Here is a 14175-nt window from a genome sequence, read left to right as displayed (position 1 = left end):
GGACACAATCAATCCGCCTTGCACTCTCCCAAATAATTAAATATGAAAAAATATGAATGTCTATATCAAACAGGCTTTCAACATCAGATCATGCAGGTCTGTATTTTTAATAAAAGGCTGTAAAAGTTCATTTCCGGGACCATAAGCCGCTACTTCCACATAATCCCCGGAATGATCCATGCTGATCCATCCTACAGAATTCCTGCTTTTCTGAATTTCCGAATAAAGCTTGAAAGGCAGTTTTTTATAATTATAGAGCCCTTCTTCTTCTTTCTCCAACCCGTTGTAAAAACTCAGCAGATGTTTGGCTTCATCATCATTCAGAACAATTTTGTTGCCCTCATAGATCCAGTCTTTAATATCTTTAACTGAATAGTCCTTCTGAATCTTGTTCAGAATATATTCATTGGTGTATTGATAGTCTGAAATGCTGTTGAAATTTTTGGTGGCATCAGTTCCGTAAATCGTTCCGGGATTGGCATTTCCATGGTCTGTGGTGATGATGACTAAGGTGTTTCCATCTTTTTCTGCAAAATCCATCACCGTTTTTACAGCTTCATCAAATGCCAGCTGATCATGTATCAGTGCCGCAACATCATTGGCATGGGCAGACCAGTCTACTTTTCCGCCTTCTACCTGAAGTACAAAGCCATTGGAATGATCTTTCATCTGATCAATAGCGGTCTTTGCCATTTCAGCAAGAGTAGGTGTGTTTTTAAATTCCGGAAGATGGGTTCTGTCAATGCTGTACGGCAATGCCCCTGTGCTGAATATTCCTAATAACTTCTCTCCTTTTTTGATTTCTTTCAGGTCGTTTTGTGTTTTTAGAATCCGGTATCCTTTTTTGCTGTATAGGGAATAGACATCTTTCTTGTCTTCTCTTTTGGCAGGATTGAAAAATTCGTCTCCGCCTCCCAGCAGTACATCCAGTTCCAGCTCGGCATACATTTCAGCGATTTGGGGTTCTGCATTTCTTTTTGAAGAATTTACACAGAATCCTGCAGGAGTGGCATGGGTGATGGTAACGGTTGTCACACAACCTGCTTTCTTTCCTGCTTTTTTATATTGCTGCCATATGGGAAGATGCTTTTCACCGTTGGGTCCCATGTTCAGGGTTCCGTTTTTAACGCGTATTCCGCCTCCGAAGGCTGAACTTGCCGCAGCAGAATCTGTAACGATAGAACTTGCTGAAGCAGTATCCATCAAAGCACGGGTTACTTTTTTCTCATGATACAGATTGAGCCAGTTACTCCCCTTTCCCAAAATATTCCGGGAATACAGGTCTGCCATGGAAAGCGTTCCGAGACTCATCCCATCACTTACCATAAAGATGATGTTCTTTGCTTTTCCTGCCCGGGGATTTTCACTTGTTCTCCCGAAGCTCCAGAGATCAGACGGTGATAAGGTCAATAACCCTGAAAGTAATGCTGAACCTTTTAGAAATTTTCTTCTGTCCATATTGTTTAGAAATAATGTGGTAAGTTATTGCATTTAGTTTTTTATCGAAACAAAGTTGCATTAATTAAAGGTTAATTTTAAATATCCTTTGGAAACGGATCTTCAAAGGGCATTTTTTGTTCAAGCAATTCTTTTTCCTGCTCATTAATAAGGCAATGTTGAAGATCTGATACCATTTGATCTTTATCCAGATTTTGCCCGATGAATACAAGCTCATTGATTCTGTCGCCCCAGTTTTTATCCCATCTGCTTTCTATAAATTCCTGATTTTCTGTAAATGAAGAATACTGTACTCGCTGGTTCATAGGCATACTTCCCCACCATACCCCTGCCTTTTCAAGTCGGAAAGAGCCGCCGGCCTGGGAAAAGTTCAAAGCATCACTTGGTCTTGAAGCCAGCCAGAATAAGCCTTTTGCTCTAATTGTTCCTTCCGAATAATGATAATTCAGGTATTCCCAGAGCCTTACAGGGTGAAACGGTTTTTTATCTCTGAACACCATTGAGGTTATTCCATATTCTTCAGTTTCCGGGGTGTGATGATCAGATTGTAATTCTTTTTGCCAACCGGCTGAAGATTGTGCTTTATCAAAGTCAAAAAGCCGGGTGTTTAAAATCTGCTGAGGTTCAACTTTTCCAAATTCGGAATGCAGGATGGCCGCATCAGGGTTTAATTTTTTAATGGCAGCCTTTAAAAAGCCAAGTGTTTCAGCATCTATAAGATCTGTTTTGTTTAAGATAATAACGTTCGCAAATTCAATCTGGTCGGTAAGAAGGTTGACAATTGTCCGGTAATCTCCTTCCATATCGGTAAGATCACGATCCATCAGCAATTCATTGGAACCGAAATCTTTCATAAAATTGAAGCAGTCCACCACAGTTACCATGGTATCTACATAGCTGAAGCGGGAAAGGTCTATTCCACTCTCTTCATCAATATAGGTAAAGGTCTGGGCAACCGGAATGGGCTCACTGATTCCCGTACTTTCTATCAATAAATAATCAAAACGATTTTCTTGAGCAAGACGCTCTACTTCTACCATCAGGTCTTCACGGAGTGTGCAGCAGATACATCCGTTACTCATTTCCACCAGTTTTTCTTCTGTTCTGGAAAGGGTATTTTGATTTTCAACAAGGCGGGCATCAATATTTACTTCGCTCATATCATTCACAATGACAGCTACTTTCAAGCCTTGTTTGTTGTGCAGAATATGATTAAGCAATGTGGTTTTTCCAGCTCCCAAAAAACCGCTGAGTACCGTTACAGGAAGTTTCTTCGTCATGTATTTAATGTTTATGATTTTTAAAATTGATGATATGACCAGTGATTAAACCTGCAGTTCCAAGATAGATCAGAGGAACATGAATCTCAAATATCAGATCTGTGAGTACAGAAATAAAAATGAGGGAAACAGATATCCAGAATAAAAGTTTCAGCCATCGGCGGGTTATTTTTTTGGTAACCCTGAACACGACAACGGTACCGATGCAAAGGAAGGCTAAATCGATATAAGGATTATGGGATATACCCAAAGGGACAATCAGCAATAAAGGAAAGACTATACAATGAATCAGGCACAAAACAGCAGCGGAGATTCCTACAGCATCAAGAATTTTTGACTTCATAATAGTATGGATTAATTTTCTTATTGTAACTTTGTTGCAAAAGTATAGATAAAAATTTAAATAACGCAACTTTGTTGCATTAAAATATGAAACAGGTCAGAAATACACATGCTAAAACTGAAATTTTAAATCTTATCAATGATTCAGATATAGCCCTTACCCACTCTGATATTCAGAAAAAATTGGGTGATCTATGCAATAGAGTAACCATCTACAGGGTGTTGGAAAGACTTGAAAACGAAGGTGCTATACACAAGATCGTCAACATTGACGGCGTGGTGAATTTTGCAAAGTGCAGTGGGAAATGTAGCCATGAACAGCATTTTCATAATCATGTTCATTTCAACTGCAAAGAATGTCATTCTGTGACATGTATTGAAAACGCAATCCCGGAAATCAGTTTGCCGGAACATTTCATCGCACAAGAATATAATTTTATTATCAGCGGGATCTGCCCGAAATGTGCTGATGCTTAGTTGCTATAATAAAACAGGCAGATTCGCTAATTTGCAAATCTGCCCGTGTTTTATCACAATAAAATCTCTGCTATAAAGAAGAGATATAGACTTCTATTTTGGTACCATCATAATTGAAAGTACCGTCAGAATTTCTTTTGCCTAATACCCATTTCATATCTACAGGTACAGACCATGCAGAACCTAATGAGAATCCGTTAACGGATCTTATTTCATTTCCTTTTCCTGTTGTAACAGCTGAATGAAAGAAGGTTTTATCAATAAGCCTGTAAAAACCAATCGCTTTTCCTGCCGGAATGGGTGAATATCCATCCCATTTTTCTCCCGCCGGATAATTGAAGAGAGTTAACCATTTTTGTCCGGCTGATTCTGCCAGCTGAGCAGGACTTATAGAGGCACCCCGCATATATAAAGCATAGGCAACCACATCATGACATACTCCACTGTTGTATTTCGAGATATTCTCTGCTCCTGAGAGAATAGCATGAGCAACGGGTGCTCTTTCGGATAGGGATAGCTGAGCCTTCCTGGCTCCTTCCGGTGTAATAAATGACATATAATATTTTGTTTGGTAGGGTAAAGATACAGCTTTAAAATTTAATCACTTATGTTGGAAAATATTTTAAGTTTTGGCTGAAGCCGTTGATAGGGTCATTAATCAATAAGTGGGTTAAAACCCGCCTCTATTGATAGATAAACCTGGTATTATTATATCTGAGAACGGTATGAATATTCAATAGGAACGGGCTTTAGCCCGTTCTAATAATTGCATACAGATAGTTCGGCTTCAGCCGAAACTTAATATTGTATAAGTTTGGCTGAAGCCCTTGGAATGGCAGATAATAAAATAAGCGGGTTAAAACCCGCTTCTATTGATCAGTATGATTAACAATTCATTTAACAATAATACATGCATTCGTAGCTGAAAAGCTTACCATCTTTAAAAGTGAAAATAAGAAGTCCGGCATCGCCATTCTGAATATGATATTCATGTGGGGAAGAAATCCATCGGGCAGACAGCATATCACCAAAACGGGTCACAAAATTCTTTTCATCATAATTGGAATCCATACGTTCATTTCCCAATACTAAAGCTTCACCATTACTGAAGGACATTTTGTAGATACTTCCGGAAACTTTTCCTTTATATTCTTCAAAAGCAAGAATGATATTGCGTGTTCTGTAAAAATATTGAGGTTCCCAGCCGCATTCAGGCATATTGGGAATATCTTTCACTTTCTGCAACTCCAGCTGTTTCATCTGTGCATCTGTAATTTTTCCGTCAAAAAGGGTGGTTTCCTTCCATATAAAATGCAGATTCAAAGCTTTTAGTTTTTTTTCATAGGCTTCTGTTCCCGGTTTTTTCGCGAATTGATCCGCCAGCAGAAGTTCAAAGTCTATATCTATCTTTGGATTGTCTATTCCGATATTAGATTCTTTCCAATATTGTAAGGCCTGTTTAAGGTCTTTATCCTCAATCCATGCCATTTCACGTAATCTTCCAACCTGGACCAGTTCTTTTTCCCTGTCTTTGCCCTTTACTGCCAGATAGTCTTTTAGTACTTTTTCATAGGTAAGTTCAGGACCCAGATATTTCATTTGGATATATTCGGGATTTTCGTGGAAATGATCGCCCATATAGATCCAGCCGTCCTGATATAAAGGGACATAATCAATACATACCAATTCATTTAAGGCGACTCTCCTTACCGGCATACTTTCTGTTGTGGGAGCTTTTCGTACACGTAATTCCGATACCTGTACATAGAAATGCGGACATTGGAATCCTTGTGATCCTCTGTTGAAATATTGGGCCGGCTCTCCGGCAGATTTCTTACCACGCATGTTTTTTTGTAAAGGCTGACGGTCTATGAAACCAATATCCCCATTGCTTACCTGCACTTTGTATTGTGTTCGGGTAGAATCGAGAAGATAAACGGGTGCCTCGGTAGAAAATATTCCCAGAATATCTTTCATATTTCCCTGATCACGAAAGAGATGTCCCCATTCCGAAGTATAAACCGGGCGCTGGCCGGGATTCTGAGCCATAATATTGTAAAAGCAGCAGTGAATGATGCTGGCTCCTAATAGTATCTTTTTCAACATTTAATAATTTGTAAAAGGTATAAATCCTAAGTTTTTACCGCTGGATTGGTTATTGTTTTAGAGTTATTTTCCTCAAAATTACTGAAAAATAAAGGGTTTTCCTACTCTTATTGTTATTCAGAATCGGTATAAATTCCATGCTATTCATCACCTCCCATTGGGTAGAGTAAATAAAAATACTATTTTTATCGGCCAAAAAAAGTAAAGACTAATTTATGCCGACTGATGCTTCTCATAAGCTGATTCCGATGACCACTTTCGTGCTGGAATATTATTCACATGAAGGATATGCCGATCTTCAGATTTTGAATCTGATGAATAATTATGCCAATTTTTTAAAGAAGCGTTTGACTCTTGGAATGTTTGTTCCCTTGGATCGTGAAGGAAATATTCTGAAAGAACCAAAGAATTATACTGCATGGAAATCTCTGAATCATAATGACGGGAAAAGAACGGATGTTGCAGGATTTGAAGAATACGCAGAATACCAGAAGGCAGAGCAGAACTGTATGTTCGAAGGTTTTCAAGTTGACTATAACGGATATTCAAAAGTTCGTATTACAGCTGCCTATGATGCTTCAATAGAGCTTTCTTTCAATAAAAATGACCTGCTTCCTTCAGGCTTTAATGATGTAGAATCACTTACGGTGTTTGATGATATATTTTTGACATCCAGCGCGTTAAAAGCGATCGGAATAAAAAGGTAAAACTTTAGATATAATAAAAAACGTTTATCACCTGATAAACGTTTTATTTTTTGTTATACTATCTTACACATTCTCCTGAATGGCAGTGATAGCCTGAAGGACACAGCCCGTTAATGCAGGGCCCCGCAGCATCCGGATAGCATCTTTCATCTGCACGACAATGGGAATGAGGCGGGCACAGGGAAAGCAGGTTTCCAAGGCAAACGCCTACAGGAAGAGGGAGATTAAGTTCAATACCGATTTCTCCAATGATGTTTTTCAATGTTTGTCTGTTTAATTTTTTCATGGTCTTTGTTTTAAGGTGTTATTGATTTTTTATGATATTTTCAAGCTCTGTGATAAAATCTTTTTGTGCCGTGTTTATGCGTTGCAGTGCTTCTTCTGAAGAAAACCATTCCCATTGATCTACTTCGGGAACTTCCAATATTTTACCGGATTTGGGTGGCCATTCTAAGGGGAAAGTATTGCTGTAAAGGCCTGCCGTTTCAAGATCATTTTCTAAAGCCCAGGCATAAACGGTTTTTCCTCCTTTCTGTTTAATGGGTGATAATTCTATAAACTTCCCATCTATTGTTTTACTGGTTTCTTCTTTAAATTCTTTCAGTGCCCGCTCCAATAAATTTTCATCAGGAAAAACTTCTCCTTTAGGAATAGACCACGCTCCCAGGTCTTTATTTTTCCAGAAAGGACCGCCGGGATGTACCAGAAAGTAATACCGACTGTCTTTTTCCTTTTTAAACAATAAAATCCCTGCGCTTATTTTCATAGACTTAAAGATTTGATTATTAAAGGTATGAAAAATATATAAACCCTATGATCAATAAGATAAACCTTTCTTTTTAAACTCAGAAGGAGACATTTCTTTATACGTTTTAAATATTTTATTGAAATGACTGGCATCATTGAACCCCAGCTTGTCAGCAATTTCACTGATGTTATAATGACTCTGAAGTAAAAGCTTTTCAGCCGTTTTTATTCTATGCTGCATGATGTGCTGCTGTATGGAGAAACCAGTCTGTTTTTTGATATAAATACTGATGTAATTGGGAGAAAGCATAAACTCTTTGGCCAGATTTTCAATTTTCATTTTATCTGGATCTAAAGCATTGATGTTGATATAATACAATATCCTTTCAATTCTGCTTAAGTTTTGAGTAAGCCAGTTTTTAGCCGTGATATTGCTCATCGTGTTCCGGATCAGAATCGTAATAATGGCGGAAAACAGATCTGAGCTTATCTCTTTATTATAAGTATTTTTATGACTGAACTCGTACAGAAGAATCCGGGCCAGCTGCAACAGATGTTCCCTGTCCGTTTTAGATTGGATCACCGATTCGTATACAAATGAATGATCTTCCATCAGAAGCTGAACCACTTTTTTCAACTCATTCTTCTTGTTGGAGAGCAGATTTTCCCAGATGTATTGTTCTGTAAATTTTATATAAATGAAACGTGTTTTATGAGTAATGGAAAATTCATGACCATCGCTAGGCCGCAGGAGAAAAACATCTCCTTTTTGGTAGGGGAAAGTAATATTATTGAGGTGGTGAAATCCTTTTCCCTTTTCTATGATAATCAGTTCATAAAAGTTATGATTGTGATACTCAACGTCCCAGTTTTCTTTTTCAATGCTGAAAACATTAAAAGAATTGAAATTAACGATTCGTTTCATAAAAAATGGATTTTTACAAATTTACCATTAATTTTTACAATAGATCATGATTCATTATTGATCAATTTTGTCTTACTAAATACATTCAAAATGAAATACATAAAACAATCTGTCCTGTTGCTTGCTTCAACAATTGTTCTGATGTCTTTTTCTGATCATGACAAAGATAAAAGAGCAAAAAAAGATCAACACGAAACACCAACTTCAACAAAAAAATACTGGCCTAATGGAGCTCAGCTGGTGATTTCCGTTTCCATGCAGTTTGAAACAGGTGGACAGCCTGAAGGCGCTGAAAGTCCTTTCAGTGGAACTCCCCTTCCTAAAGGGCAACCTGATCTTCCGGCAGAAAGCTGGTATCGCTATGGAGGAAATGAAGGAATTTACAGAATGCTGGATCTATGGAAAAAATACGACATCAAAGTAACGTCTCATGTAGTGGGAACAGCCGCAGAAAAATATCCGGAAGTGGCTAATGCGATTGCGAACGGAGGCCATGAAATTGCCGCCCATGGAATTGCCTGGGACAATCAGTGGAACAAGAATTATGCTGACGAGTTGAATTTTGTGAAACAAGGTGTAGATGTTGTTGAAAAAATTACAGGTAAGAAAGCGGTAGGCTATAATGCTAATTGGCTGAGAAGAGGCCCGAATACGCTTAAAGTTTTACAGGAACTGGGATTCCTGTACCACATAGATGACCTGAGCCATGATGAGCCTTTCATTACCAAAGTAAAAGGGAAAAATTTTGTCGTAATCCCTTACACATTACGGAATAATGATATTGTCAATATTGAAGGAAAACACTGGAGTCCTGATCAGTTTTTAAATCAATTGAAATTTGAATTCGACCGTCTGTATGAAGAAGGAGCTTCCAAAAGAAGAATGATGAGCATCAGCTTTCACGACAGAATTGGTGGAACTCCCGCAATGATGCATGCCATGGAAGAATTTATAAAATATACCAAAGAAAAGCAAGGTGTAGTCTTTATGAGAAAAGATGATATTGCTAAAATGGTGATGAATGATCCTGATACTCCTGTTGATAACAGTGAAGAAAAGTTTAATAAGTAGGGAAGCTGGAAGCTGGAGGAAGGAAGTTATTGAAGTCCGTAAAAACAAATTACAGAATAATTGAAATAAATGATAGACACGGTAAAAGTGAATCATAACAGATGTATATCTTCCAGCCTCCAGCTTCCCTCTTCCATTCTAAAAAATACCTTTATGAATAATACAAAAACAGCTTATTTTTTCCTTCGTGTGTCGATGGGAATCAATCTTTTAGGACACGGATTAGTCCGTTTGGTAAAACTACAGGATTTTGCATCAGGAATGATGAAAGGTTTTGAAACAAGCTGGCTGCCGCAGCCAATGGTTCATCTTTTTAGTGTCACTCTCCCCTTTCTCGAATTTACAATTGGTGTTCTGCTGACCATTGGTTTTAAAACCCGTATTGCCACTATGGCCGGAGCATCTCTGATTATTCTGCTGCTTTTTGGTAGCAGTACGGTTGAAAACTGGGAAGCAATGGGCATTCAGATGATCTATGCCGGATTGTTCTACATTCTGATCAGCAGAATTAAAGATAATTACCTGGCTTTGGACCAAAAATAAAGATCAGTAAGGCTGAGAGAGTAAAGAATTATACCTGATTATTATAAAGTTGTTTAACTTTACCAAACCACAAAAGTCACAAAAGGTATCATTTTAAAGCACTTAAGTTATTTAAGTAAGTTTAAAATGATATCGCAGGAAAGTTCACATAAGATGAAAATCTTTGATTTTCACAAAACTTAGGGTGTACTTATTACGCATAAGGTTTGGTTCTGAAAAAATTGAAGTGTTTAAGACTTTTGTGCCTTTTGTGGTTAAAATAATGATTCAATGCTGTATTTTTACTTTCTCAGCATTATTTTTTTATGTTTCTTTCGCTCTTCAGAGATTATGTTACAACTTCCATGGATTAAGTTACTCTGTTTTTATAATTATGCCCGAATTTTGTATCATAAATAAAAGCAGTTGAAAATATCTTGTTTATTTTCAATGGAATACGTAACCTTCAAAATAGAAAACGATGCAAACCATATTAGGTGCCAATGGGCAGATTGGTGAAGAACTGGCAAGAGAACTGAAAAGAAATTACACTTCAGATATCCGTATTGTCAGCAGAAATGCCAAAAAAGTAAATGATACAGATACTGTTTTCTCAGCCGATTTATCAGGCAGAGAAAAAGCAATAGAAGCCGTGAAAGGAAGTGAAATAGCTTATTTTACCCTTGGCCTTCCTATGGATACGGATTTATGGGAAAGACAGTTTTTGACCATCATGAAAAATGTAATTGAAGCCTGTAAAATCAACGGAACAAAGCTGGTCTATTTTGATAATACCTATATGTATCCTCAAAATAATGAGGTGTTAACAGAGCAAACCAGATTCGCTCCTGTGGGAAGAAAAGGAATGATAAGAAAACAGATGACAGAAATGCTTTTAACAGAAATGAAAGCCGGAAACATAGAAGCTGTTATCTGCAGAGCTCCTGAATTTTATGGTCCCGGAAAAACTCAGAGTATTACGAATAGCCTTATTTTCAATGCTATTAAAGAGGATAAGAAACTCAAAGTTCCTTTGAGAGATGATAAGATAAGAAGCCTGATCTGGACTCCTGATGCCAGCCGTGCCACTGCTTTGATCGGAAATACACCTGATGCCTACGGACAGACATGGCATTTACCGGTAGATGATCATAAGCTGAATTATAAAGAATTTATTGCTTTGGCTTCTCAGGTCTATGGAAAAGAATTCAGGTATTCTGTAATCCCGAAACTATTTTTTACAATAGGATCTTTATTCAACAAAAATGCAAAAGAATTACTGGAACTGCTTCCGAGATATCAATATGATAACCTTTTTGATGATTCAAAATTCAGAAAGAGATTCCCGGAATTTGCGGTAACGACTTACAGACAAGGAATTGAGCAGATCAAAAAAGAACAGCAATCAGCAAAATAATTTCGTTAAAATAAGTAACTTAGAAACACCAATACCACAACCGAAGGGCAAAATATTCCCCTCCTTCGGAGGGGTGGCGAAAATTCAAAGAATTTTTGACGGGGTGGTAAAAAAGAAATAAAATGAAAGCTCCCGAAAAAATAACCTCCATCACCGCATTACACAGGTACCTGAACCTGAAAAGGCCTTCCAACCCTTTGATCAGTGTCTTTGATTTTAATGAAGTGAATATTGATCCTGAAACTATTTTAAGTTCGGTGACTACGGATTTTTATGTAGTTTCCATTAAAAAAGATTGTGCAGGCAGATGCAAATACGGACAGCATTATTATGATTTCGAAGATGGGATTATGTATTTTATTGCTCCCCACCAGGTATTGCAGTTTGAAGATATTCTGCTTTCCGAAGTAAGAGGAAGCGTGCTGGTTATTCACCCTGACTTTCTGCAAGGATATCCATTAGCTTCCGTAATAAAAGATTATGGCTACTTCTCCTATACTGCGAATGAGGCTTTGTATCTTTCCGAAAAAGAAGAAAAATCCGTAACGGATATCATGGATAATATCAGCAGGGAGATAGAAGCTAATATGGATGGTTTCACCCAGGATTTACTGGTATCCAATATTGATTTGCTGTTAAAATACTGCGACAGATTCTACAACCGCCAGTTTTTAACCCGGAAAAAGGTGAATCATGATCTTTTAAGCCAGCTGGAAAATCTGCTCGATGATTATTTTAAAGATGAAAAATTATTGATCAATGGTATTCCTACTGTACAGTTTGTGGCGTCGCAGATGAATATCAGTCCTAATTATTTGAGTGATATGCTAAGAGTTCATACAGGACAGACTACCCAGCAGCATATCCAGAACAGAGTAATAGAAAAGGCAAAAGAACTGCTGTCTACTACTACAATGACCGTTTCTGAGATTGCGTATAATTTAGGATTTGAGCATCCTCAATCCTTTCACCGCTTATTTAAAAATCAGACCACTGTTTCACCGTTAGAATTCAGGAAATCTTTTAATTAATACTATCATGATGAAAAAAATATTGCTAATCATAACGAACGTAGATCAATATGCCAGCGGTAATTTTAAAACAGGCTTATGGCTGAGCGAGCTTACCCATATTTATCACGCTGCCAGGGAGAAAGGATGGCAGATTACCATAGCTTCTCCTAAAGGCGGAAATACTCCCGTTGATCCGGAAAGCCTTAAACCTCTGGTTCTGGATGGAATTTCAAAAAAATATTATCAAAATCCAGGGTTTATGAATGAATTAACACATACAAAAAGTCTCGATGAGGTAAAGAATGAATCTTTCGACTGCGTATATCTTGCAGGCGGGCATGGAACAATGTATGACTTTCCTGATAATACAACTCTACAGATTATACTAAGAAACCAATATGAAAATAATAAAATGGTCGCAGCGATCTGTCATGGAGTTGGAGGATTATTGAACGTAAAGCTTTCTGATGGAGAATACATGATCAAAGGTAGAAATATTACTGGATTTGACTGGTTTGAAGAAACTTTGGCAAGAAGGAAAAATGAAGTTCCTTTTAATCTTGAAGCAGCCCTTAAAGAACGGGATGTACATTATAAAAAAGCTTTTATTCCGATGACTTCCAACGTGGTGGTGGATGGTAATTTGATCACAGGACAAAATCCTTTCAGTTCTAAAGAAATGGCTAAAGTCGTAGTTTCTGAGCTTGATAAACAGGCATTCAATTAAAAATCAGTTATGAATATTTTACTATATTTGTCTTCATTCTATTGTATTTATGAGGAAAAGAAATGGATTATGGCAGTATCTACAGGTATTTAATATATTTGTAATATTGCTCCATCTGGTGATCCTAAAAACAGAAAATACCAACTTTCTTTCCACAGAAACAAAACATCATTACAGTCAGGAAAAGACTTCTCATAAAAAATGCAATGAGCTTGATTTTGCGGATAACAACAGAACTCCGATAAAATGTAACAGTAATTACTGTTCCGGTTTTTCTCTGTTTTTTACTGCTTCTTTTCATTCTTTTGCCTTTGAAAAATTTATAGATCAGGAAATAAACAACCGTTATTTCTTATATGATGATCCACCCTATTCTTCATTTTTTAATTCTATCTGGATTCCTCCTAAAATAACAGGATACATTTCAGCTATCGTGAAATAACGTGATCTGAGATTTACATAAAAACCTTGTTATCTAATCAAATAATCACATGATCAATCCCTGTTCATGGTACTGTCATGTTGATTTAATCAAAAATGAATTAAAAAAATAATGAAAGCAATACGATCAAACCTCGAAAAGAATACAGTCAATATATATGCACTCTGCAGAATACTTATTGGGCTCTTCTTTTTTATAGCGGGCTTTAACAAACTTTTCCATCCTATTTTTCAAGGATATATGTTGAATACTATAAGTTCTATTGGATTTCCATTTCCACAGTTTACGGCGAATTTTACGGCTTTCTGTGAATGTGTATTCGGGCTATTTTTAATGCTGGGTTTCTGGACGAGAATAAGCTCTGTGTTTTTAATCATCATTATTCTGGTTGCATTATTCACGCATGATCTCAGTTCAATTCCTAAGGAACTAGTTCCTGTAAAGCCAGAAACCGGAATTTACGAAGTAGATCCTTTTACATGGCTGAGTTATTTTCTTTATCTGCCTCAGACGTTGTATCTTCTGTTTTTACTCCTGTTTTTGTTTCAGGGATGTACAGGTTTCGGACTTGATACTTTAAAAAAAACAAATCTTAAATAATTAATTAGTTTAAGCAGCTCTTTTTTAAGAGCTGTTTTTTGTTGGATAATCGCAAGGGCACAAAGATTTTTACAAGTTTATGTGAAATTTTTAAGTCGCAAGAATATTTCGACTTCGCTCAATATTAGATTTTCAGCAAAGGATATGATATAGATTTTTTTAAAGATCTAGAAGAAATATGCGGTATTCAATTTTATCGGAGATAAAATCCTTGTGCCTTATAGCAGCCTTTTATTAATCATGTTGCGTCTTTGCGTTTCCCAAAAACATTTTATATATAGTTTAAAAAAATAAAAAAACGCAAAGTTTTAATGGTTTCAGATTGTTACTAAAAATGAGTA

General features: G+C 36.9%; 17 protein-coding genes. 9 read left to right on the top strand and 8 right to left on the bottom strand.

The genetic code is table 11. From position 1 onward, the window contains the following. Window positions 1–60: 60 nt before the first annotated feature. The 3 genes from FN817_RS05180 to FN817_RS05170 all read right to left on the bottom strand — a co-directional run bounded on the left by FN817_RS05180 (window position 61) and on the right by FN817_RS05170 (window position 3081). A complete protein-coding gene (locus FN817_RS05180) occupies window positions 61–1458 on the bottom strand; it encodes an alkaline phosphatase (protein WP_142717013.1) in 1398 nt (465 codons plus the stop codon). Between the two features lie 77 nt (window positions 1459–1535). After that, entirely contained in the window at window positions 1536–2738 is a 1203-nt protein-coding gene (locus tag FN817_RS05175; protein WP_142717012.1) for a GTP-binding protein, read from the bottom strand. Window positions 2739–2742: 4 nt separating this feature from the next. Beyond that, window positions 2743–3081, bottom strand: a complete 339-nt coding sequence (locus tag FN817_RS05170; RefSeq protein WP_142717011.1) for a MerC domain-containing protein — start codon at window positions 3079–3081, stop codon at window positions 2743–2745. 86 nt (window positions 3082–3167) lie between these two features. On the opposite strand from FN817_RS05170, the gene FN817_RS05165 reads away from it, so the two are divergent. Then, on the top strand, window positions 3168–3557 hold the full coding sequence (locus FN817_RS05165) for a Fur family transcriptional regulator (RefSeq protein WP_047423107.1): 390 nt from the start codon (window positions 3168–3170) through the stop codon (window positions 3555–3557). A 70-nt stretch (window positions 3558–3627) separates the two neighbouring features. Here FN817_RS05165 and FN817_RS05160 read toward each other — a convergent pair whose 3' ends face one another. Next, window positions 3628–4113 (bottom strand): hypothetical protein, encoded by a 486-nt coding sequence (locus FN817_RS05160; RefSeq protein WP_047423104.1) that lies wholly within the window; start codon window positions 4111–4113, stop codon window positions 3628–3630. 341 nt (window positions 4114–4454) lie between these two features. Next, a complete protein-coding gene (locus tag FN817_RS05155) occupies window positions 4455–5663 on the bottom strand; it encodes a hypothetical protein (RefSeq protein ID WP_142717010.1) in 1209 nt (402 codons plus the stop codon). A 215-nt stretch (window positions 5664–5878) separates the two neighbouring features. On the opposite strand from FN817_RS05155, the gene FN817_RS05150 reads away from it, so the two are divergent. Continuing rightward, entirely contained in the window at window positions 5879–6370 is a 492-nt protein-coding gene (locus FN817_RS05150; RefSeq protein WP_142717009.1) for a hypothetical protein, read from the top strand. A 58-nt stretch (window positions 6371–6428) separates the two neighbouring features. On the opposite strand, the gene FN817_RS05145 is transcribed toward FN817_RS05150, so the two are convergent. From FN817_RS05145 to FN817_RS05135, 3 genes are read right to left on the bottom strand one after another with little or no spacing between them, the layout of a single operon-like run. After that, window positions 6429–6656: a hypothetical protein gene (locus tag FN817_RS05145; RefSeq protein WP_142717008.1), complete on the bottom strand. Its 228-nt coding sequence runs from the start codon at window positions 6654–6656 to the stop codon at window positions 6429–6431. A gap of 18 nt (window positions 6657–6674) precedes the next feature. Next, complete coding sequence (locus FN817_RS05140; protein WP_142717007.1) at window positions 6675–7136, bottom strand: NUDIX hydrolase; 462 nt, start codon at window positions 7134–7136, stop codon at window positions 6675–6677. A 51-nt stretch (window positions 7137–7187) separates the two neighbouring features. Beyond that, complete coding sequence (locus tag FN817_RS05135; protein ID WP_142717006.1) at window positions 7188–8042, bottom strand: AraC family transcriptional regulator; 855 nt, start codon at window positions 8040–8042, stop codon at window positions 7188–7190. Window positions 8043–8132: 90 nt separating this feature from the next. Here FN817_RS05135 and FN817_RS05130 point away from each other — a divergent pair, with 90 nt between their 5' ends. The 7 genes from FN817_RS05130 (at window position 8133) to FN817_RS05100 (ending at window position 13834) form a co-directional block, all read left to right on the top strand. Beyond that, complete coding sequence (locus FN817_RS05130) at window positions 8133–9113, top strand: polysaccharide deacetylase family protein (protein ID WP_142717005.1); 981 nt, start codon at window positions 8133–8135, stop codon at window positions 9111–9113. 153 nt (window positions 9114–9266) lie between these two features. Further along, complete coding sequence (locus tag FN817_RS05125) at window positions 9267–9656, top strand: DoxX family protein (RefSeq protein ID WP_167498809.1); 390 nt, start codon at window positions 9267–9269, stop codon at window positions 9654–9656. Window positions 9657–10116: 460 nt separating this feature from the next. Continuing rightward, on the top strand, window positions 10117–11052 hold the full coding sequence (locus FN817_RS05120) for an NAD-dependent epimerase/dehydratase family protein (protein ID WP_142717003.1): 936 nt from the start codon (window positions 10117–10119) through the stop codon (window positions 11050–11052). Between the two features lie 122 nt (window positions 11053–11174). Then, window positions 11175–12083 carry a helix-turn-helix domain-containing protein gene (locus tag FN817_RS05115; RefSeq protein WP_142717002.1) on the top strand — a complete coding sequence of 303 codons (909 nt, stop codon included), beginning with the start codon at window positions 11175–11177 and terminating at the stop codon, window positions 12081–12083. Between the two features lie 7 nt (window positions 12084–12090). Further along, on the top strand, window positions 12091–12792 hold the full coding sequence (locus tag FN817_RS05110) for a type 1 glutamine amidotransferase domain-containing protein (RefSeq protein WP_228451476.1): 702 nt from the start codon (window positions 12091–12093) through the stop codon (window positions 12790–12792). A 49-nt stretch (window positions 12793–12841) separates the two neighbouring features. Next, entirely contained in the window at window positions 12842–13234 is a 393-nt protein-coding gene (locus FN817_RS05105) for a hypothetical protein (protein WP_142717001.1), read from the top strand. Between the two features lie 111 nt (window positions 13235–13345). Then, window positions 13346–13834 (top strand): DoxX family protein, encoded by a 489-nt coding sequence (locus tag FN817_RS05100; protein ID WP_142717000.1) that lies wholly within the window; start codon window positions 13346–13348, stop codon window positions 13832–13834. Window positions 13835–14175 lie beyond the last annotated feature (341 nt).

Source organism: Chryseobacterium rhizoplanae (assembly GCF_900182655.1).
Classification (GTDB): Bacteria; Bacteroidota; Bacteroidia; order Flavobacteriales; family Weeksellaceae; genus Chryseobacterium; species Chryseobacterium rhizoplanae.
Note: the sequence above shows the minus strand (reverse complement) of the source record. Positions and strands in the feature narration are given on the sequence as shown.